The 20,589-nt window shown below is 73.2% G+C and carries 17 protein-coding genes; 7 read left to right on the forward strand and 10 right to left on the reverse strand.

Going from position 1 to position 20,589, the window contains the following annotated elements; genetic code table 11:
* Positions 1-11 precede the first annotated feature (11 nt).
* On the forward strand, positions 12-557 hold the full coding sequence (locus AC07FY_RS08485; protein WP_479002418.1) for a hypothetical protein: 546 nt from the start codon (positions 12-14) through the stop codon (positions 555-557).
* A 91-nt stretch (positions 558-648) separates the two neighbouring features.
* On the opposite strand, the gene AC07FY_RS08490 is transcribed toward AC07FY_RS08485, so the two are convergent.
* On the reverse strand, positions 649-1,221 hold the full coding sequence (locus AC07FY_RS08490) for a cob(I)yrinic acid a,c-diamide adenosyltransferase (RefSeq protein WP_479002420.1): 573 nt from the start codon (positions 1,219-1,221) through the stop codon (positions 649-651).
* A gap of 212 nt (positions 1,222-1,433) precedes the next feature.
* Here AC07FY_RS08490 and AC07FY_RS08495 point away from each other — a divergent pair, with 212 nt between their 5' ends.
* From AC07FY_RS08495 to AC07FY_RS08505, 3 genes are all read left to right on the forward strand, one after another.
* Positions 1,434-2,282 carry a 3-hydroxyacyl-CoA dehydrogenase family protein gene (locus tag AC07FY_RS08495; RefSeq protein WP_386522369.1) on the forward strand — a complete coding sequence of 283 codons (849 nt, stop codon included), beginning with the start codon at positions 1,434-1,436 and terminating at the stop codon, positions 2,280-2,282.
* A gap of 186 nt (positions 2,283-2,468) precedes the next feature.
* Positions 2,469-2,792: an STAS domain-containing protein gene (locus tag AC07FY_RS08500; protein ID WP_069921974.1), complete on the forward strand. Its 324-nt coding sequence runs from the start codon at positions 2,469-2,471 to the stop codon at positions 2,790-2,792.
* A 386-nt stretch (positions 2,793-3,178) separates the two neighbouring features.
* The gene (locus AC07FY_RS08505) at positions 3,179-5,923 is read left to right on the forward strand and encodes an ATP-binding protein (RefSeq protein ID WP_479002424.1); all 2,745 of its coding nucleotides are present in this window, start codon (positions 3,179-3,181) and stop codon (positions 5,921-5,923) included.
* A gap of 62 nt (positions 5,924-5,985) precedes the next feature.
* On the opposite strand, the gene nucS is transcribed toward AC07FY_RS08505, so the two are convergent.
* Positions 5,986-6,657 carry an endonuclease NucS gene (nucS, locus tag AC07FY_RS08510; RefSeq protein WP_387116572.1) on the reverse strand — a complete coding sequence of 224 codons (672 nt, stop codon included), beginning with the start codon at positions 6,655-6,657 and terminating at the stop codon, positions 5,986-5,988.
* 220 nt (positions 6,658-6,877) lie between these two features.
* Here nucS and AC07FY_RS08515 point away from each other — a divergent pair, with 220 nt between their 5' ends.
* On the forward strand, positions 6,878-7,270 hold the full coding sequence (locus AC07FY_RS08515; protein WP_479002427.1) for an SCO5389 family protein: 393 nt from the start codon (positions 6,878-6,880) through the stop codon (positions 7,268-7,270).
* A gap of 56 nt (positions 7,271-7,326) precedes the next feature.
* On the opposite strand, the gene AC07FY_RS08520 is transcribed toward AC07FY_RS08515, so the two are convergent.
* Complete coding sequence (locus AC07FY_RS08520) at positions 7,327-8,358, reverse strand: LLM class flavin-dependent oxidoreductase (RefSeq protein ID WP_479002430.1); 1,032 nt, start codon at positions 8,356-8,358, stop codon at positions 7,327-7,329.
* A gap of 251 nt (positions 8,359-8,609) precedes the next feature.
* On the opposite strand from AC07FY_RS08520, the gene AC07FY_RS08525 reads away from it, so the two are divergent.
* A complete protein-coding gene (locus AC07FY_RS08525) occupies positions 8,610-8,936 on the forward strand; it encodes an ATP/GTP-binding protein (RefSeq protein WP_479002433.1) in 327 nt (108 codons plus the stop codon).
* A gap of 52 nt (positions 8,937-8,988) precedes the next feature.
* Here AC07FY_RS08525 and AC07FY_RS08530 read toward each other — a convergent pair whose 3' ends face one another.
* From AC07FY_RS08530 to mce, 7 genes are all read right to left on the reverse strand, one after another.
* Entirely contained in the window at positions 8,989-9,858 is an 870-nt protein-coding gene (locus AC07FY_RS08530; protein ID WP_479002435.1) for an ABC transporter permease, read from the reverse strand.
* The gene (locus AC07FY_RS08535) at positions 9,855-10,979 is read right to left on the reverse strand and encodes an ABC transporter ATP-binding protein (protein ID WP_479002438.1); all 1,125 of its coding nucleotides are present in this window, start codon (positions 10,977-10,979) and stop codon (positions 9,855-9,857) included. The genes AC07FY_RS08530 and AC07FY_RS08535 overlap by 4 nt, the downstream gene beginning before the upstream one ends.
* A 145-nt stretch (positions 10,980-11,124) precedes the next feature.
* Positions 11,125-11,904, reverse strand: coding sequence for an ABC transporter permease (locus AC07FY_RS08540; protein ID WP_479003170.1), 780 nt, complete (start codon positions 11,902-11,904; stop codon positions 11,125-11,127).
* A 2-nt stretch (positions 11,905-11,906) separates the two neighbouring features.
* Complete coding sequence (locus AC07FY_RS08545) at positions 11,907-12,920, reverse strand: ABC transporter ATP-binding protein (protein WP_479002441.1); 1,014 nt, start codon at positions 12,918-12,920, stop codon at positions 11,907-11,909.
* A gap of 114 nt (positions 12,921-13,034) precedes the next feature.
* Positions 13,035-13,973 (reverse strand): cellulose-binding protein, encoded by a 939-nt coding sequence (locus AC07FY_RS08550; protein WP_479002444.1) that lies wholly within the window; start codon positions 13,971-13,973, stop codon positions 13,035-13,037.
* Positions 13,974-14,167: 194 nt separating this feature from the next.
* Positions 14,168-18,604, reverse strand: coding sequence for a polarized growth protein Scy (gene scy / locus AC07FY_RS08555; RefSeq protein WP_479002447.1), 4,437 nt, complete (start codon positions 18,602-18,604; stop codon positions 14,168-14,170).
* A gap of 181 nt (positions 18,605-18,785) precedes the next feature.
* Positions 18,786-19,214, reverse strand: a complete 429-nt coding sequence (gene mce / locus AC07FY_RS08560) for a methylmalonyl-CoA epimerase (protein WP_069921985.1) — start codon at positions 19,212-19,214, stop codon at positions 18,786-18,788.
* Positions 19,215-19,351: 137 nt separating this feature from the next.
* Here mce and AC07FY_RS08565 point away from each other — a divergent pair, with 137 nt between their 5' ends.
* A complete protein-coding gene (locus AC07FY_RS08565; protein WP_479002450.1) occupies positions 19,352-20,554 on the forward strand; it encodes an acetyl-CoA C-acetyltransferase in 1,203 nt (400 codons plus the stop codon).
* Positions 20,555-20,589 lie beyond the last annotated feature (35 nt).

The following is a 20,589-nucleotide window of genomic DNA, read 5'->3' on the forward strand; positions in this document are numbered from 1 at the left end:
CGGAGAGTCCCGTGATCGTCGCCCTGATCATCGCCTGCGAGGTGGGCTTCTGGGTGCTGCTGGCCGCCGGCCTGGCCCTGCGCTACCTCGCCGGGAAGCCGCGCCTGGGCGCGGCGGTCCTGCTGTGCGAGCCGGTGATGGAGCTGGCCTTGCTGGTGGTCACCACGCTCGACCTGAAGAACGGCGCACCGCCGGACTGGAAGCACGGTCTCGCCGCGCTGTACATCGGCTACACCGTCGCCTACGGCCACTACACGATCACCTGGCTGGACGGGCACGCCGCGTACCGCCTCGCGGGCGGACCCAAGCCGGCCGGGGCCGGGTACGGGAAGGCGAGGGCCGCCCACGAGTGGCGGCTGTGGATCCGCACCGTCGTCGCCGCGGCCGTCGCCCTCAGCCTCCTGCAGGTCGCCGTCTGGTACGTGGGGGACGCGAGTGACGTCAGCTCGCTGCGGGCGTGGCAGTACGGAGCCCTGCGCGCGGTCGGCATCCACGCCCTGGTCGCCGTCGCCTACACGGTGTGGCCGAAAAAGGCCCCCGCGGGGCAGGTCTCCTAGGGCCTGTCGTCAAAGTGGCGCGGGCCAGGCGGGACTTTGACGACAGGGCCTAGGGCCTGTCGTCTCAGGGGCGCCCGGCAGGCGGTCGAGGTCAGCGCTCGCCGCCCGGCACCCACAGCACGTCCCCGACCTCCTTGTTGGCCGTGCGGGCCAGGATGAACAGCAGGTCGGACAGCCGGTTCAGGTAGGTCGCGGTCAGCGGGTTCATCACCTCGCCGTGCACCTCCAGCGCCGCCCAGGTGGAGCGTTCGGCGCGGCGGACCACCGTGCACGCCTGGTGCAGGAGGGCGGCTCCCGGGGTCCCACCGGGGAGGATGAAGCTGCGGAGCTTCTCCAGCCGCTCGTTGAAGACGTCGCAGTCCGCCTCCAGCTTGTCGATGTAGAACTGCTCGACGCGCAGCGGCGGGTACTCCGGATCCTCGACCACCGGGGTGCACAGGTCCGCGCCGACGTCGAACAGGTCGTTCTGCACCCTGACCAGGACCTTCACGACCTCCTCCGGCAGGCTGCCGAGGGCGATGGCGGTACCGATCGCCGCATTCGCCTCGTTCGCGTCGGCGTACGCGGAGATCCGCACGTCGGTCTTGGCCGTGCGGCTCATGTCGCCGAGCGCGGTCGTGCCCTTGTCACCGGTACGGGTGTAGATGCGCGTGAGGTTCACCATGCCGCAAGGGTAGTCCGGGCCAACTGCGGGGATCCGGCGCGCTGCTGGGCCGTACCGGTGTGATGTCCGTCATCTGAGACGTGACGCGTGTTACTTCACGGTCACACCGCACCGGCCGGGCGCTAGTCTCCGCCGGAGTGGCTACGGGACCGGGCCCTTCCAAGGCCGGGCCTTTTTGAGACTGTGCCTATTTCACGAACATGGGGTGTGCAGTGGCTGGGAAGCTTGCCGTCATCGGTGCCGGCTTGATGGGGTCCGGGATCGCTCAGGTCTCCGCTCAGGCGGGCTGGGACGTCGTCCTGCGCGATGTCACCGACGCCGCGCTGACCCGGGGCACGGACGGGATCAAGGCCTCGTACGACAAGTTCGTCTCCAAGGGCAAGCTGTCGGCCGAGGACGCCGAGGCGGCCCTCGCACGCATCACCACCACGACCGACCTCGACGCCGCCGCCGACGTCGACATCGTGGTCGAGGCCGCCTTCGAGAAGATCGAGATCAAGCACGAGATCTTCCGGGCGCTCGACAAGATCGTCCGTGAGGACGCGATCCTCGCCTCCAACACCTCCGCCATCCCGATCACCAAGATCGCGGCCGTCACGGAGCGCCCGGAGCGGGTCGTCGGCGCGCACTTCTTCTCGCCGGTTCCGATGATGCAGCTCTGCGAGCTCGTCCGCGGCTACAAGACGAGCGACGAGACCCTCGCCACCACCCGCGCGTTCGCCGAATCCGTCGGCAAGACCTGCATCGTCGTCAACCGCGACGTGGCCGGCTTCGTGACGACCCGTCTCATCTCCGCGCTGGTCGTCGAGGCCGCGAAGCTGTACGAATCCGGCGTGGCCTCCGCCGAGGACATCGACATCGCGTGCAAGCTGGGCTTCGGCCACGCGATGGGCCCGCTGGCCACCGCCGACCTCACCGGCGTCGACATCCTGCTGCACGCCACCAGCAACATCTACACCGAGTCCCAGGACGAGAAGTTCGCACCGCCGGAGCTCATGCGCCGGATGGTGGACGCCGGGGACATCGGGCGCAAGAGCGGCCAGGGCTTCTACAAGCACTGAGAACCCCAGGTCGCCGGAGCGCGCCACCGAGCACCACTGTTCGAACACCTTCACCCCTCGGGGTGAATTAGGTATCGGTTCGCTCACGGTCGGCAACTTCCCTGCCCGAGCGGCAGTCAGTTGCAGTGAGAGTTGCCGACCACGGACCAGTCGGACCACACGTACGCAGTACCGCCGGGAGTACACATGCACATCAGGGGCGACCACGCCGAACTCGTCGTCGGGGGTCGCCTCGACGTGCGCAGCGCGGCGGACGCCCGTACGGTCCTGCACTCGGCCCTCGACGACGGCCACGGCGACCTCGTGCTCGACCTCACCGGGCTCGACTCCTGGGACGCGACCGGCCTCGGGGTGATCATGGGCGCGCACCGCAGGGCCGGCCGGACCGGACGGCGCCTGGTGCTGCGCGGAGTGCCGCCGCAGATGCAGCGGCTGCTCGTGGCGACCCGGCTGCACCGGATCCTGTCGATCGAGGGCGGGCTGGAAGCGGAGTCCCTCCCCCGGGTGTGAACGAACCGTTCCGTTTTCCTGCTGAAACGTAACGGTCCGGTGGTGATGGCACCCCCGCGGTTCCACCCACGACCGGCCACGGTCTAGGGTTCGGGCGGAAACCGGACCAGTAGCGACAGCGGCGTGTGCGAAGGCCGGGCGGTACGACGGCGAGGCGCACGGCGCGATCGGGGGACATGGTCATGGACCACATACAGCGGCAGGCGACCGGGGGCGAGGGGCCCGCGAAAGCCGCCGGACCGCCCGCGACATCCGGGACATCTGCGATATCCGGCACGTCCGCGACGCCGGCGGCATCGGGAACACCGGCGGCACCGGCCGTATCCGCCTCGCCCCGGTCCGCGGTCCCTCCCGCGACGCCTCCGTCCGCCGCCCTGCCCGCGCCCATGGCGCCCGCCCGGGTCGTGACGCTCACCGCCGGTGACTTCTCGCTCACCGTCAACCCCGTCGACGGCAGCGAGATCGAGCCGTTGCGCCCCGGCACCCGCCCCGGCCGCCCCGCCAAGCGCGACGCCGCCGCCCGCGCCGCCCGGGACGCCGCCGCCCGGCCGCCCGTCCTGCCCGGCGCCGACGCCCCCGCCCGGCCGCCGCTGGGGCGCGACGAGGAGTGCGAGCGGCTCGTACGCCTGCTGGGGCGCGGCCGGTCGGTACGGCTGACCGGGCCCCCGGGATCCGGCCGCACCACCCTGCTGGACGCGGTCGCCGCCCGGTGCGCGGGCCTCGCCCCCGACGGCGTCGTACGGCTCTCCGGCGACGGCCAGCAGCAGCCCGGCGAGCTGCTCCACGCGCTGTACGCCGCCGTGTACGAAGCCCCCGGCCGGCGGCCCGACCGGATCGAACTCCTCGCCCGGGTACGGGACATCGGCGCCATCGTCCTCCTCGACGACCTGGACATGGGCGGCCCCGCCCTCGAGGAGCTGCTGCACGCCACTCCCGAGTGCGCCTATCTGCTGGCCGCGACCCCCGACACCCGGTCGCCCTCCGACGACTCGCACATCGAGGAGGTCTTCCTCGCCGGACTGGGCAAGGCCGACTGCCTCGAACTGCTGGAGACGCGCCTGGGCCGGCCGCTGACGGACGCGGAGACCGCCTGGGCGACGGATCTGCGGTTCGCCTCCGAAGGGCTCCCCCTGCGCTTCGTCCAGGCCGCCGCGATGCTGCGGCAGCGCGACGAGCTCAACCGCACCGACGAGGACGACGACGAGGAAGAGCCCGGCGTCTTCGACGAGCGGCCCCGCGAGGCCGTGGAGGTGCCGCTCCCGACGCTCGCCGAGGGCGCGGCCCCGGCGGAGCTGCTGGCCTCGCGCGTCAGCGAGTCGGCGCGCGCCGCCCTGCGGATCGCCTGCGCGCTGGGCGGTGAGCTGCCGCACCCCGCGCACCTGCCGGCGCTGGTGGGGGACACCCACGCCGACACCGCGGTGGCGGAACTGCTGGACTGCGGGCTGCTCACCCCGGTCGGCACGCGCTACCGCCTCGCCGCGGGCGTCTCCCGGCAGCTGGAAGAGGTCGGGTACGGGGACACCGCGGCCGAGGAGGCCCGCACGGCCGCCCGGCACTACGCCTGGTGGACCGGACACTCCTCGGTGACGCCGGAGCGGATCGCCGCCGAGGCGGACGCGGTGCTCAGCGCGCTGTCCGGCGCGGACGTGGTGGCGGCCGTGCTGCTGGCCCGGACGGCGGCCCCGGCGTTCGCGGCCTCGCTGCACTGGGAGGCGTGGGAGCGGGTGCTGCGCTCGGGCGCCGAAGCCGCGCGCAAGGCGGGGGAGGTGGCCGAGCAGGCGTACTTCCACCACGAACTGGGCGTGCTCGCCCTGTGCGAGGGGCGCCTGGACCGGGCGCGGGCCGAGCTGGAGACCTCGATCGGGCTGCGCGGGGCGCTGGCCGACAAGCGGGGCACCGTGGCGGGCCGCAGGGCGCTGGCCCTGGTCGTGGACCAGGAGGCCGCCGGGGTGGCGGTCTCGCCGCCGCTGCGGCTGGAGCCGCCGGCCGTGGCCGCGGGCGGCGCGCCCGCGGCCCTCCCGCCCGGCTCCGCCGGAGGGTCCACGGCGGCGGCCGCGGCCGGCCCCTCGGCCGGTACCGCGTCGCCTTCGGGGACCGTGCCTTCCTCCGGGACGGGGCCTTCCTCCGGAACGGGGTCCTCCTCCGGGACGGGGCCTTCCTCCGGGACGGGGTCCTCTTCCGGGAGGACCGGCCCGGCTGCCGGTGCCGGTGCCGGTGCCGTTGCAGGTGCCGGTGCAGGAAACGGTGTGGGCGCTGCGGCCGGCCTCGGTGCCGGTGCGGGCTCGGGTGCGCGCAGCGGCACGGGCGCCGGCCCGGGGACCGGAAGCGGCATGCGGGCCGGGTCCGGGGCCGGTGGTGGCCTCGGTGCCGGCCTCGGCGCCGGTGCCGGCCTCGGCGCCGCCGGCGGCCCGGGTGCGGCGAGCGGCCTCGCCGCGGGCGGGGGCCGGGGCGGCGGGTCCGCGACCGGCGGGCCCGACTCCGACGCCGTGACCCGGGTGTCCCCCGTGGTGCCCGTGATCCGGCGTCAGGAGGTGCCGTCCACCTTGTCGGAGGTGTTCGAGGACGCCTTCCCGATCGCGCCGAAGCCCGAGCCCGCCGCGGCCCCCCGGCCCGCCCCCGGACCGGCCCCCGCCGACGCGGCGGCCCGTCGGCGCCGGATCCTGCTCGCCGGGGCCGGCGCGCTCGCCGTGGTCGCCGTGGGAGCGGTGGTGGGCCTCACGCTGGGATCCGCCGACAGCCCCGCCCCGCCCGCGACCAAGACCCCGGCCTCGTCGGTCACCCCGACGCGGCCCGCGGCCCCGCCGGTGGAGACGGGGGCGGGCGGGAACAACCCCGCACCGGCGCCCTCCGACCCGGCCGCTCCTGCGCCGCTGCCCGCCTCCCCCGGGGAGACCTCCGGCGCGACCCCGGGCCGTACGCCGTCCCGTACGCCCTCGCGGCGCCCGCAGTCCACCCCGCCGCAGCCCCCGGTCTCCCCGCCGGTCTCGCCGCCGCCGAGCTCCCTGGAGCCGTCTCCCTCGCCGACCCCGGAGGAGACCGCCCCGCCGACCCCGACGGCCACCGCGGGCACCGGCACGGCGACGGCCACCTCGGGCACCGGCACCGCGTCGGCCACCGCCGTCGCCGTCTGACACGCCGAAGGCTCCGTCCCCCCGGGGGGACGGAGCCTTCGGCGCAGTGGGCGGGCGGCGGGTCAGAACAGCCGCAGCTTGTCGTCCTCGATGCCGCGCAGCGCGTTGTAGTCCAGGACCACGCAGTCCATCCCGCGGTCCGTCGCCAGGACCTTGGCCTGCGGTTTGATCTCCTGGGCGGCGAAGACGCCGCGCACGGGGGCCAGGTGCGGGTCGCGGTTCAGCAGCTCCAGGTAGCGGGTCAGCTGCTCGACGCCGTCGATCTCGCCGCGGCGCTTGATCTCCACGGCCACCGTCGCGCCGGAGGCGTCCCGGCACAGGATGTCCACCGGTCCGATCGCCGTCATGTACTCGCGCCGGATCAGCGTGTAGCCCTCGCCCAGCGTGTCGATGCGGTCCGCGAGGAGCTCCTGGAGGTGTGCTTCCACGCCGTCCTTGATGAGCCCCGGGTCGGTGCCGAGTTCGTGGGAGGAGTCGTGCAGGACTTCCTCCATGGTGATGATGAGCTTCTCACCGGCCTTGTTGACGACCGTCCACACGCCGGCGTCGTCACCGCTCCCCTCTTTGAGGGTGCACGGGGGCGACATCCAGTTGAGCGGTTTGTACGCCCGGTCGTCCGCATGGATCGAGACACTGCCGTCGGCCTTCACGAGGATCAGACGGGGTGCCGAGGGCAGATGGGCGGTGAGCCGGCCCGCGTAGTCGACGGAGCAGCGGGCGATGACGAGACGCATGGTCGGCAACGCTACTCGACGGACGGCGCTCCACGCGATTCGCCCCTGAAAGCCCCCTTCGCCGATGGCGCGTTGTATGCGCATTCTCCTGGTGCGTCACCCATGGGGCGCCTACCGTGGTGAGCGGGAGGTTGCGGAGCGTGCACGCTGCGTCGCGGCCTCCTTCCCTGCCCGTACGACTCCGGCAACCCGAATGCCCGGGGTCACGAGAGGAGAACCCATGTCGCTCGACGTCTCACCGGCCCTACTCGAACAGGCCGAGCGAGGCGAGGTCGACGAAGCCGCTTTCGTCGACTGCGTCCGGACCTCCCTGCCCTACGCATGGGAGATGATCAGCTCGTTGGTGGCCCAGTTGAAGGTGGACGGCGGGCAGTTCGCCGACAACCAGACGCCGCCGCCGAACGAGCAGGCGCGCGGGCAGCTGCTGCGCGCTCTCGCGAGCGACGCGATACGCGGTGCTCTGCAGCGGCACTTCGGAGTGCGCCTGGCGTTCCAGAACTGCCACCGGGTGGCGGTGTTCCCGCTGGACCCCTCGGTGGACGACCGGCTGGCCAAGTTCACTTCGATCCGCGGTCAGCTGCTCAACCAGTCGCCCGGGCTGCGGGACTGCTGACCGTGCCGTCCGGTCGATCGGACCGGACGGCACCCGGCAGCGCCGGCCGGTAGGTCTCAGCCGAGGCGGGGCAGGACTTCGGCGCCGAGGCGCCGCACGTTCTCCTCCGTCGCGGCGAGATCGCCCGAGCCCTCCGTCAGGAGGGCGAAGCGCGTGATGCCCGTCCGCTCCGAGGTGGCCGCGAGCCGGTCCAGTGCCCGCTGCGGCGAGCCCACCGGGTGGAGGTCGCACAGGAGTTCCGTGTACGCGACCGGGTCCCGCATCGCGCGCGCCCGGCCGTCCACGGTCACGTGGGCGTCGAGGCCCTGCTTGAGCCAGCCCGGCAGTGCCTTCAGCAGCGTCTCGCGCGCGTCCGCCGTACGGTCCGCCAGCTGGCAGACCCCGGCGGAGACGTGGCCCGCGGCGGCGACGTGCTCGGGGGAGTGGCCCGCCGCCAGCGCCGTGGACCGCCACAGCGCGACCATGCCGGCCTTGTCCTCGTCCCCGCAGTGCATGCCGAGCAGCATGGGCAGCCCGCGCCGCGCGGCCATCCGCACCGACGACGGCGAGGTGCAGGCCACGATGACCTCCGGGCCGGACGCGTCCCCGTCCAGGGCCTCCGCGGGGCGCGGTACGACGGCCACCTCGCGGAAGGCGAAGCGCTCGCCGGCGCTTCCCACCCGGGCGTCGGACAGCCAGCGCCGCAGCAGGTCCAGGGCCTCCGGGAAGCCCTTCTCGTAAGCCTCCAGGCCGCCCCCGAACACCTCCAGGTCCACCCACGGCCCGCCCCGCCCCACGCCGAGGCTGAACCGGCCGCCGGAGGTCAGGTGCAGCAGCGCCGCCTGCTCCCCGAGGGCCACCGGATGCGTGCTGGGCAGCACGCTGACCGCCGTGCCCACCCGCAGCCGCCGCGTCCGCCCCAGCAGCAGCGCCGCCAGCGTCACCGCCGAGGGGCAGACCCCGTACGGCACGAAATGGTGCTCGGCCACCCAGACCGAGTCGAGCCCCGCCTGCTCGGCCACCTCGGCGGTCCGCACCGCCCGGTGCAGTGCCTCTCCCTGCCCCTGGCCCGGGAACTGGGCCGCCAGTACAAACGCTCCTACGCGCATCGCCTTCACCCTCCTCGCGGCTGACGCGGCCTCCCCAGGTGGACCGGTTCTTCCTCTGGCAACAACGTCCGACACGTGCCGAAGGCACGGGCTGACAGGAAAGTTATTGGGATTGTCGGGCCAGTCCCCTTCGGGTGCCCTCCCGGCTCCACGCCCTGGACCGCCCCTCCCCGGACACCCTGCGGGTACCCGGCCTCGCTGCGCGTAGTCTGGAGGAAAGTCACTGCCGACCGCCCTTCCGTGAGGTATACGTGTCACCGCGCCACAACCGCCCCAGGGGCGGCGAGACTCCGGACGAACGCCCCGGCATGAATGTCGACCGCTACGGGCTGGAGCGCACCGAGGAGTACCGGGGCGAGGAGTGGAAGGTCCGGCACGTCGCGGGCGCGAGCGCGGCGGGCAAGCGCTACCGCTGCCCGGGCTGCGACCAGGAGATCCCCTCCGGCACCCCGCACCTGGTCGCCTGGCCGGAGTACGGCGGCGTGGACGACCGGCGCCACTGGCACAAGGCCTGCTGGAACGCGAAGGACCGCCGCACCTCGAAGGTGCAGCGGTCCCGCAACGCGCCGAAGTACTAGGCTCCGCAGGCCGGTTCGGGGCCGGCGCGCGCCTGCCCTCCACCGGAAGGCTTCAGACGTCCCGTCGGGCGACCGTCATGTAGGACGCGGCCACCGCGGCGCCGGTGACCAGCAGGATGATCACCATGTGCGAGAGGGTCCCGGGCTGTGCCTCCCCCGTGGCGCCCTCCTTCATCCCGAACAACTGGATCAGCGCCGCCGGCACGGTGTGCTCGATGAGCGTCTGCCCGAGGGGAGCGGACGCTTCCCAGTAGCTCAGCATCGCGCCTATCACCGGCGGCAGGGTCACGACGCCCAGCATCACCGCGATCGCCCCGGCGGAGTGCCGGACGAGCGCGCCGACGGCCAGGGCGAGCACCCCGAGCAGGGTGACGTAGAAGCAGCCCACCAGGGAGCCGAACCATTCGCCGATCCGGTGCACCCCGGCGGCGGGGCCGGCGTGCACCAGCGCCGCGGCGATCCCGACCAGGAACACCGACCCGACGGTGGTGACGAAGGCCGTGACGCCGAAGACCAGGTACTTCGCGGTCAGCACCCGGTGCCGCTCCGGGGCGGCGGTGAAGGTCGTCCGCACCAGCCCGCTGGCATGTTCCGAGGTGATCGTCAGCACGCCGAGGACCATCATCGCGACCTGCCCCACCAGCAGACCGAACAGGGCCGGTGTGGTGAAGGAGATGTGCGCGTAGTCCGAGGCGGCGGTCTGCGTGACGAACAGCAGTCCGATGCCGAGCGTGGTCAGGACGAACGCGCCGAGCGTCCACAGGGTGGAGCGGACCGAGACCATCTTGGTCCACTCCGAGGCCACGGCGTGGCCCAGGTGCGGCCGCGGCGTCGGCAGCGGCGAGCTGTAGTCCCGCGGCTGCTCCCGCGGATCCGTCGGCGCGCCGAGGGCGGCGGCGCCGGTGGGCGTGGGGGCGGTCATCGGGAGTCCTCTTGGCTGTCTGCGGGGGTGTTCCGGGCGGCCGAGAGCGCGCCGGGGTCGCCCGGCATCAGGAAGGGCCGGCCGCCCGCCCCGGGCGGCGGCGGCGCATAGAAGGCTTCCCCGGGGACCTCCGGGGCGGCCGTCTCGTCCTCCCAGGCGGGCAGGGCCAGCGGCTCCGGCTCCCACAGCTCGGCCCGCGGGTCGTCGGTGGAGGTGTACTCCAGGGAGGACTGGGTCATCCGCATGTACGCCTCCTCCAGCGAGGCCCGGTGGGGCGACAGCTCCCACAGCCGTACGCCGGCCCCGTGGGCGAGGTCGGCGATCCGCGGCAGCTCCAGGCCCGTCACGCGCAGTGCTCCGTCGGGCTCCTGCAGGACCCGTCCGCCCGCCTCGGTGAGGGTGGCGGCCAGCGTGTCCCGGCCACGGGGAGCGGTGTCGGCCGCCCGCACCCGAGCGAATCCGGCCGAGTTGTGGGTGATGAACTCTTGGGTGCCCATATCGGCCAGCAGCCGCCCCCGGCCGATCACGATCAGGTGGTCGGCGGTCAGCGCCATCTCGCTCATCAGATGCGAGGAGACGAGGACGGTGCGGCCCTCCGAGGCAAGCCGGCGCATCAGGTTGCGGACCCAGAGGATCCCCTCGGGGTCCAGCCCGTTGACCGGCTCGTCGAAGAGCAGCACCCGCGGGTCCCCGAGCAGGGCGGTGGCGATGCCGAGCCGCTGGCCCATGCCGAGCGAGAAGCCCTTGGTGCGCTGCCGGGCGACGTCCTGCAGGCCGACCACGGCCAGCACCTCGTCCACCCGCTTCTCCGGGATCCCGGAGAGCTGGGCGATGGACAGCAGGTGGGTGCGGGCCCGGCGGCCGCCGTGCAGGGCCTTCGCGTCGAGCAGGGCCCCGACGTGCCGCTGGGCGTTCGGCAGCTCCCGGAAGGGCCGGCCGTTGATCGTGACGTGGCCGGCCGTGGGCCGGTCCAGGCCGACGATCATCCGCATGGTGGTGGATTTGCCCGAGCCGTTCGGCCCCAGGAAACCGGTCACGTGACCGGGCTTGACCTGGAACGACAGCTGGTCGACGGCGGTCTTGGCGCCGAAGCGCTTGGTCAGGCCGACTGCCTCGATCATGGTGCTGCCCCTTACCAGGCCGGGACGACTCTCGCCCGCGTAAGGGTTAAGAGGATATCGACTCCCCGGCGGTTCCGTCCCGGGCCGATCCCTGAGCCGCCCCTGAGACCGACCCGGGGATCACCCGTAGTACGCGGGCGGGAGGTCAGGCGTCCCTCTTGCGGAGGACGAGGTAGCCCCCGAGCACCGCCGCCAGCGTCCACAGCGCCATGATCCCGAAGCCGCCCCACGGGCCGTACGGCGGCGGTTCGCTGCCCATCGCCCCCGGGACCACCTGCATGATCCGGGAACCGGCCTGGTCCGGGAAGTACTGGGCGACCTTCCGGGTCGCCTCGACCACGCCCATGATGTTCGAGACCAGGAAGAAGAACGGCATCAGGATGCCGAGCGAGAGCATCGAGCTGCGCAGCATGGCGGCCACGCCCATGGAGAACAGGGCGATCATCGCCATGTAGAGGCCGGCGCCGATCACCGCGCGCAGGACGTTCGGCGCGTCGATGGCGATGCTGCGGTCACCCAGGATGGCCTGTCCGAGGAAGAAGGACAGGAAGCTCGTCACCAGGCCCACGGCGAGCGCGAGAGCGGTCGCCACGAACAGCTTGCCGGCGAGGAAGCTGCCGCGCCGGGGCACGGCGGCCAGCGAGGCGCGGATCATGCCCGTGCTGTACTCGCTGCCGACGACCAGCACACCGAAGACGATCATGGCGAGCTGGCCGAGGGTCATCCCGGCGAAGCTCGTCAGGGTCGGGTCGAAGGTGGCCCTCTCCTCGGCGGGCATGTCCTGGAAGGTGCTGTTCACGAGCGCGCACAGGGCCGCGCTGATGCCGACCGTCACGAGCAGGGCCGCGGCCAGCGTCCAGGTCGTGGAAGCGACCGTACGGATCTTGGTCCACTCGGACTTGAGGACTGCGGGGAAGGAGGACATGGTCACTCGCCGCCCTTGCGCTGCGCCTCGAAGCCGGCACCCCAGGCGGGGACGTCGGCCGGCCGGGCCGGGTTGTCGGGGGCCATGCCCGCGAGGGCGGGCGCCCCCGGCGCGTGGGCGTGGTACTCGACGGAGTCCGCCGTCATGCGCATGAACGCTTCCTCCAATGACGCCCGTTGCGGGCTGAGTTCGTGCAGCACGATCCGGTGCCGGGCGGCCAGTTCGCCGAGCTCCTCGGAGCTCACGCCGTCGATCTCCAGCGCTCCGGTGGCCGGAACGCCGACGGCATCGATCCCCGCCTCGTGCAGGACGTCCTTGAGTTGCTCCTGCTGGGGCGAGCGCAGCCGGACGTAGCTGCGCGAGTTCTGGTGGATGAAATCAGCCATCGACAGGTCTGCCAGCAGCTTTCCCTGGCCGATCACCACCAAATGGTCTGCGGTCAGCGCCATTTCGCTCATCAGGTGGGAGGAGACGAAGATCGTCCGCCCCTCCGCCGCCAGCGCTTTCATCAGATTCCTGATCCAGAGAATTCCCTCCGGGTCCAGACCATTGACGGGTTCGTCGAACATCAGGATTTCCGGATCACCGAGCAGCGCGGAGGCGATTCCCAGCCGCTGGCCCATGCCCAGGGAAAATCCTTTGGACTTCTTCTTCGCCACGGGCGTCAGCCCGACCAGGTCCAGGACCTCGCCGACCCGGCTCTTCGGGATCCGGTTCGACTCGGCCAGGCACAGCAGGTTGTTGTAGGCGCTGCGTCCACCGTGCATGGACTTGGCGTCGAGCAGCGCTCCGATGTGCTTCAGCGGCTCCGGCAGGTCCCGGTAGCGCTTCCCGTCGATCCGAACCGTGCCGCTGGTCGGATTGTCGAGGTCGAGCATCATGCGCATGGTCGTCGACTTGCCCGCCCCGTTGGGGCCGAGGAAGCCGGTCACCACCCCCGGTCTGACCTGGAAGCTGAGGTGGTCCACGGCGGTCTTCGCGCCGAATCGTTTGGTGAGGCCCTCGAGCTCGATCATGCGGGCCACGCTAGAACGCCGAAGGGCCGCGCGCCACCTTCGAAAGGTGACGCGCGGCCCTGCTTTCGTCGTGAAACGGGCGAACCGTACCGCCCGGTAGCCGCGAGGCGGAGCTCAGCGGCTCTGCTGGGCCGGGACGCCGCGGGTGACCGGCTCGTCGTCGACGATCGGGTTGGCGGCCGCGACCGCCGCACCGGTCAGCGTCGCCAGCATCTCGCGGACGTTGGTCAGCTGCGCGTTGATGGAGTCGCGGCGGTTGGTGAGCGCCGCCAGCTCGCGCTCCGACTCGCTGCGGATGCGGTCCGCCTTGGCGTTGGCGTCGGCCACGATGTCCTCGGCCTGGCGCTGCGCGGTCTCCACCGTCTGGCGGGCCCGGCGCTCCGCGTCCGTACGCAGCTTCTCGGCCTCCAGGCGCAGCTGCTCCGCGCGGTGCTCGATCTCCGCCAGGCGCTTCTCGGCCTTGGCCTGACGGGAGGCCAGGTCGCGCTCGGACTGCTCGCGGCGCTTGGCCAGGTTCGTCTCGAAGTCCGCGGCGGCCTGGGCGGCCTTGGCGCGGGTCTCCTCGAACAGGGCGTCGGCCTCCTCGCGCTTGGAGGCCGCGTCCTTCTGGGCCTCGGCGCGCAGGGTGGAGGCGTCGCCCTTGGCCTTCTCGACGATGCGGACGCCCTCGTCCTCCGCCTTCGACTTGAGGTCGGCGGCGAACGACTCGGCGTCGTTGCGCACCTGCTGGGCGGCCGACTCGGCCAGCTCGCGGTGCTGTTCGGCCGCGCGACGGGCCTCCTCGCGCAGGTCCTTCGCCTCCTCCTCGGCCAGCCGGAGGATCTTCTCGACCCGGGCGCCGAGACCGGCGTACGACGGCTCGGCGTCGTTCACCTGGGCCTGGGCGTTCTGCGTCTCGAGGTGCAGCTCCTCGATCCGCTTTTCCAGAGAGTTGATGCGTCCAAGGGCGCTGTCGCGGTCGGAGACCAGCTTGGTAATGCGGTCGTCCACCTGACCGCGGTCGTAACCACGCCGCACGAGCTCGAAGCCGAAGGGGGAGGAAGTGTCGCTCATGGGGTTCCTGTCGAATGAGACCGATGAGGTGCTACGTGAGGTGTTAAGGGGAATCCTAGGCGCCCGAGCGGCGTGTCATCGAGTCAATCCACGTTTGATCCGGACAATGACACCCCTTTTGAGTGGCAAGGCGACGGATTGCTTGTCACCCGTTCGCCTGAACCTCCCTCAGAAGCACACATCCCGCGGACCGACTAGCCCTCTGACGCCTTGCCACCCGATCGGGTGGACCCCGCTGCCGCGCCGGCCTTCACGCCCCCCGCGCCCTGGCCGCCCACTTGGGGCTTCGTGCCGCCCGAGGGCGCCTCGAATGATTCCAACGCCTCAAGAACGTCCTGGACACGGGAGATCTCCGCCTGAATGTCCTCGCGCCGCCGCACCAGGACCTCCAGTTCCCGGCGGCCCTCCTCGACGAGCCGTTCGGCCTCCGCCTTCGCCTCGGCCAGCGCCTTCTCGGCCGCCCGCGCCAGCTCGGCCTTCTTCTGCTCGGCCTCCTTCAGCAGCGCCTCGGCCTTGCGCACCGCCGCGATGCGCACCTTGCTCGCCTCGCTGCTCGCGTCGGACACCAGCTCCTTGGCCTTCGCCTCGGCCTCGACGCTCTGCTCGGTCGCCGCGCGCACCAACTTGTCCACGCGCTCGCCGGCCGACTTCATCTGCTCGGCCGACTCCCGGCGGGCCCGCTCGTGCAGTTCCTCGACCTCGCCCTCGACCCGGGCGCGCAGCTCCTCCGCCCGCTCCCTTATGGCGGCCGCGTCCGTACGCGCGCCGACCAGCAGCTCGTCCGCGTCCGTACGGGCCTTCTCCACCAGGGAGTTGCCCTCGACGGTCGCCTCCGAGGTGATCCGCGCGGCCTCCTTGCGGGCCGCGTCCACCATCGCGTCGGCCTGCTCCTCGGCCGCCGTCGTCGAAGCCAGCGCCTGCTTCTGCGCCTCCGCGGTGAGCTTCTCGGCTTCCGCCGCGGCCTCCGTGATGAGCCGGTCCACCTGCTCGGCGGCCTCGGAGCGGCGCTTGTTGGCCTCCTCGCGCGCCTCGTCCAGCAGCCGCTCGGACTCCGCACGGGCCTCCGCGCGCAGGCGCTCCGCCTCGCCCGCGGCCTCCGCCTTGACCCGCTCGGCCTCCGACCGGGTCCGGGTCGCGTGCTCCTGCGCGGACGACAGCGCCTCGGACGCCTCCGCGCGCAGCCGCTCGGCCTCGTTCGCCGCCTCGCCGACCGTGCGCTCGTTGTCCTTGCGCGTCTGGGCCGTGAGCCGCTCCGCCTCCGCGGCGGTCTCGCTGGTGAGCCGCTCGGCCTCCGCCGCGGCCTCCGTGATGAGCCGGTCGACCTGCTCGGCGGCCTCGCTGCGGCGCTTGTTGGCCTCCTCGCGCGCCTCGTCGAGGATCCTCGCGGACTCCTGCTCGGCGCTCGCCAGGGTCTCGTTCGCCGCGGCCGTGACACGGTCCGCCTCCGCGGTGGCCTCGCCGATGATCCGGCCGCCCTCCGCACGGGCGTCGTCCAGGACCTGCGCGGCGTCGGCACGCAGTCGCTCCGCCTCGGCCGCGGCCTCGCCGACCGTGGCCTCGTTGGCCGCGCGGGTCTCCTCGACCAGCCGGTCGCCCTCGGTACGGGCGTCGACCAGGATGCGCGCGGCGTCCCGCTCGGCCGACACCAGCGTCTCGGCCGCCTGGGCCGTGAGCCGCTCCGCCTTCGCGCGCAGCACCGCCGCGGCCGCCTCGGCCTCGGCGACGGTCGCGGCGTTCGCGGCCGCGGTCTCCTCGGTGAGCCGCTCGGCCTCGCCCGTGGCCTCGGCGATGAGCCGGTCCGCCTGCTCGGCGGCCTCGGCGCGCAGCCGGTTGCCCTCGGAGCGGGCCTCGTCCAGCGTGCCGGCCGCCTCCGCGCGGGTGGCGTCCGCCGCGGCCGCCGCCTCGCCGCGGATCCGGTTGGCGTCCTCGCGGGCGTCCGCCCGGGTCCGGGCCGCGTCCCGCTCCGAAGCCGCCAGCGCGTCCGTGGCCTCGGTACGCACCCGCTGCGCGTACTCCGCGGTGTCGGTGCGCAGCTGCTCGGCCTCGGCGATCGCGTCGCCGACCGTGCGCTCGGCCAGCGCCTTCGCCGCGTCGGTCTCGGCGCGCGCCTCGGTGCGGATCCGGTTCGCGTCCTCGCCGGCGCGCTCCCGCTCCTCGTAGGCGTCGGCGCGGACCCGCTCGGCCTCCTCCTCGGCCTCGGTCCGGGTGCGCTGCGCCGCGTGCTCGGCCGCGCTGCGCAGTCCGGCGACCTCCTCCTCGGCCTGCTCGTGCAGACCGGCCACGGAGTCCCGTACCTGCTGGGCGGTGGCCTCGGCCGCCGCCACCAACTCCGAGGCGCGCCGCTCGGCCTCCTCGGTCAGCCGGGCCGCCTCGGCCTGCGCCTCCTCGGAGCGCTTGCGGGCCGCGGCCAGCAGCTCCTCGCTCTGCTCGCGGGCCTGCGCCCGCTCCGTCCCGGCGTCCGTCCGCGCCGAGGCGAGGGTCTCCTCGGCCTCCCGGCGCCGCCGGGCGGCCTCCTCCTGCGCGGCGGCCAGCGCCTCCGCGGCCTCCCCGGCGACCCGCTCGGCCGCCGCCTTCGCCTCGGCGCGCAGCCGGTCCGCGGTCTCCTGGGCCTCGGAACGCACCCGCTCGGCCTCGGCCTCGGCCTCGCCGCGCAGCCGCACCGCGGCCTGCTCGGCCTCCGCGCGCACCCGCCCGGCGTCCTGGGCCGCCTCGGTGCGCAGCTGGTCGGCCTCCGCCGCCGCCTGCGCCTGCAGGGTGCGGACCCGCTCCGCCGCCTCGGCGCGCAGCCGGTCGTTCTCCTCACCGGTCTCCCGGCGGACGGCCTCCGCCGCCGACCGGGCGTCGCGCAGCGTCTGCTCGGCCGTGGTCAGGCGGCTCTCGGCGTCCGCGTGCAGCCGCTGGAGTTCCTCGTCGGCCTCCGCGCGCTTGGCCGCCAGCGCCTGCTCGGTCTCCTCGCGCCGGGCGAGCGCCGCCGCCTCGGCCTCGGCCCGGACGGCCTCCGCCCGCTCCTCGGCCTCGGCCCGCAGCCGCTCCGCCTCGGCGCGGGTCCGCTCCAGGGTCTCCTCGGCCTGCCGGCGCAAGGTGGTGGCCCGCTCGACGGCCTCGGCGCGGACGCGCTCGCTCTCGGCGGTGGCCCCGCCGCGCAGCTCGTCCGCGTCGGACTTGGCCTTGCCGAGGAGTTCCTCGGCGGTCCTGGCCGCCTCCTCGATCTGCTGGACCGCCTCGCGGCGGGCCTCGCCGCGGATCCGCTCGCCCTCGGCGACGGCCTCGGCGCGCAGGTGCTCGGCCTCGCCGCGCAGCCGCCGGGCCTCCTCCTGGAGTTCGACCGTGCGGGCCCGGTACTCCTCGGTGTCGTCCTTCGCCGCGCCCTTGAGCTCGTCGGCCGTGGCCGCCGCCTGGGCGCGCAGCCGCTCGGCCTCCGCCTCGGCCTCGCGGCGGATCCGCTCGGCCTCCTCGGACGCGGCCCTGGTGGTGGCCCGGGCGTCCTCCGATGCCTTGTTCAGTACGTCCTCGGCGGTGCGGGCCGCCTTCGCCAGCTGCGCCGCGGTGTCCTCGGCGGCGGCCGTACGGGCCTGCTCGCCGGCCTCCGTGCGCAGCCGCTCCGCCTCGGCGCGGGCGTCGGCCAGCGCCTGCTCGGCCTCCGCCTTGAGGGCCTCGGCCTCCTTGGTGGCCTCGCCGACCAGCCGCGCCACCTGCTCCTTGGCGGTACGGGTGCGCTGCTCGTTGACGGACTCCGCCGAGGCGAGCTGCCGGGCGGCGCTCTCCTTGGCCTCCGCGAGAACCTTCTCGGCCGCCGCCCGCGCCTCGCGCAGGGCTCCGTCGGCCTCCTGGGCGCGCTGCTCGGCGACCCGTCCGAGGTCGAGGGTCTGCTGCCGGGTCTGCTCCGCCTCGGCGGAGGTGGCGGAGCGCAGCCGCTCCGCGTGCTCGGTGGCCTCCTGGGCCTGCGCGGAGGCGGCGGTCAGCAGCCGCTCGGCCTCCTTGCGGGCGCGCAGCAGGGTGGCCTCGGCCTCCGCGCGGGACGCCTCGGCGTCGGCGGCGATGCGGCGCCGGGTCTCCTCGGCGACCCGGGCCGCCTCGGCGCGGGCCGCGTTCAGGGACTGCTCGGCCTCGGCGCGGGACTCCTCCAGCAGCCGGCGCGCCTGGGACTCGGTACGGGCGCGCAGTTGCTCGGCCCAGGCCACGTTCTCGTTGACGTGCGCCTCGACGGTCTGACGGCGCTCCGCCAGCTCCTGGTCCAGGCGCTGGCGCCGGTTGACGGCCTCGGCGTGCAGCTCCGCCTGCAGGCGGGCCTGGTGCTCGGCGTGCTCCTGGAGGATGCGCTGGGTCTGCGCCCGGGCGTCGCGCAGCTCGCGCTCGGCGTCCGAGCGCATCTGGTCGGCCTGGATCTGGGCGTTGCGGAGCAGCTGCTCCGCCTGGTAGCCCATGTCCGCGCCGTCGTAGGCGGGGCGGGACGCCAGAGCACGGCGCACCTCGTGGAGCTTGGCGCGCAGCACCTCGACCTGGTATCCCAGGTCCTCAGCGTGCTGGACGGCCTTCCCGCGCTCCTTCTTCAGCCGCTCCATCTCGGCCTCGAAGCGCGAGAGATGGTCGGCCTCGGCCTGATGGCTCTCCTGGCTTTCGTAGCCCCGCACAGCGCGGTCCCATCCGTCCCCTGGTCGCAAGCTCAATCCCAATGAGCATCGCTCGCCCGCTGAACGACGCCCCCGGGGGAATGGTGTCAGATACCGGGGCAGGGGTCACAGGCCCCGACCCCGTCTCCGCACCGAACCCCGGCCGAGCCATGGCCACTCTACCGGCCGGGGATACGGGGCATCAGTGGTCGGGGTTCGAGGTGACGAGCTCGGTCAGGACTCCGTGGCAGTCCTTGGGGTGGAGGAAGGTGATCCGGGAGCCCATCGAGCCGATGCGGGGCTGGTCGTACAGGACGCGGACGCCCTTGCCGCGGATGGCCTCCGCGTCGCCGTCGACGTCCTCGGTGCCGAAGGCGATGTGGTGGACACCCTCCCCGTTCTTCGCCAGCCACTTGCCCACGGCCGAGTCCTCACGGGTCGGCTCGAGCAGCTGGAGGTAGGAGGCGCCGCCGTCGGACGTCTCGTTGATCTTGAGCATGGCCTCGCGGACGCCCTGCTCCTCGTTGACCTCGGTGTGGAAGACCTCGAACCCGTACGTGGCACGGTAGAACTCGACGGTCTTGTCGAGGTCGAAGCAGGCGATTCCGATGTGGTCGATCCTTGTCAGCATGGGACCAGTGCACCGCCGGGAGGGGGTGTCTCGCAACGTGCCAGCGATCACACCGGCAGCCCGGTGACGCCGCCGGTACCGCTCAGTACATTCAGGTAAACCCTCGTTCACTCCTCATCCTCAAGGGGCTGTGCCTCATGTCCGGATCGAACAACACCACCTCAGTGATCGTCGCCGGGGCCCGCACGCCCATGGGCCGGCTGCTCGGATCGCTGAAGTCCTTCTCGGGTGCCGACCTCGGCGGGTTCGCCATCAAGTCCGCGCTGGACCGCGCCGGGATCGCCGGCGACCAGGTGCAGTACGTGATCATGGGGCAGGTCCTCCAGGCGGGCGCGGGCCAGATTCCAGCGCGCCAGGCCGCCGTCAAGGCCGGAATTCCGATGAACGTCCCCGCGCTCACCATCAACAAGGTGTGCCTCTCGGGCCTGGACGCCATCGCCCTGGCGGACCAGCTGATCCGCGCCGGTGAGTTCGACATCGTGGTCGCCGGCGGCCAGGAGTCCATGACCAACGCCCCGCACCTGCTGCCCAAGTCCCGCGAGGGCTACAAGTACGGTGCCATCGAGATGCTCGACGCGATGGCCTACGACGGCCTCACCGACGCGTTCGAGAACATCGCGATGGGCGAGTCGACCGAGAAGCACAACACCCGCCTGGGCATCGAGCGCGCCCCGCAGGACGAGTTCGCCGCCGCCTCCCACCAGCGGGCCGCCGCCGCGCAGAAGAACGGCGTCTTCGAGGCCGAGATCACCCCGGTGGAGATCCCGCAGCGCAAGGGCGAGCCGGTCCTGTTCTCCCAGGACGAGGGCATCCGCCCGGAGACCACCGCCGAGTCCCTCGGCCGGCTGCGCCCCGCCTTCGCCAAGGACGGCACGATCACCGCCGGCACCTCCTCGCAGATCAGCGACGGCGCGGCCGCCGTGGTCGTGATGAGCAAGGCCAAGGCCGAGGAGCTGGGCCTGGCGTGGATCGCGGAGATCGGCGCCCACGGCAACGTGGCCGGTCCCGACAACTCCCTGCAGTCGCAGCCCTCTAACGCGATCCTGCACGCCCTGAAGAAGGAGGGCCTGGAGGTCGCCGACCTGGACCTCATCGAGATCAACGAGGCCTTCGCGGCGGTCGCCGTGCAGTCAATGAAGGACCTCGGGGTCACCCCGGAAAAGGTGAACGTCAACGGCGGCGCCATCGCCCTGGGGCACCCCATCGGCATGTCCGGTGCCCGGGTCGTGCTGCACCTGGCCCTGGAGCTGAAGCGGCGCGGCGGCGGCGTCGGCGCGGCCGCGCTGTGCGGCGGCGGCGGCCAGGGCGACGCCCTGGTCCTCCGCGTGCCCCAGGCGTGACCGGGTACCCCGCCCGCACGCAGCCGGAACAGAAC

This window comes from Streptomyces sp. NPDC045967, assembly GCF_056430495.1.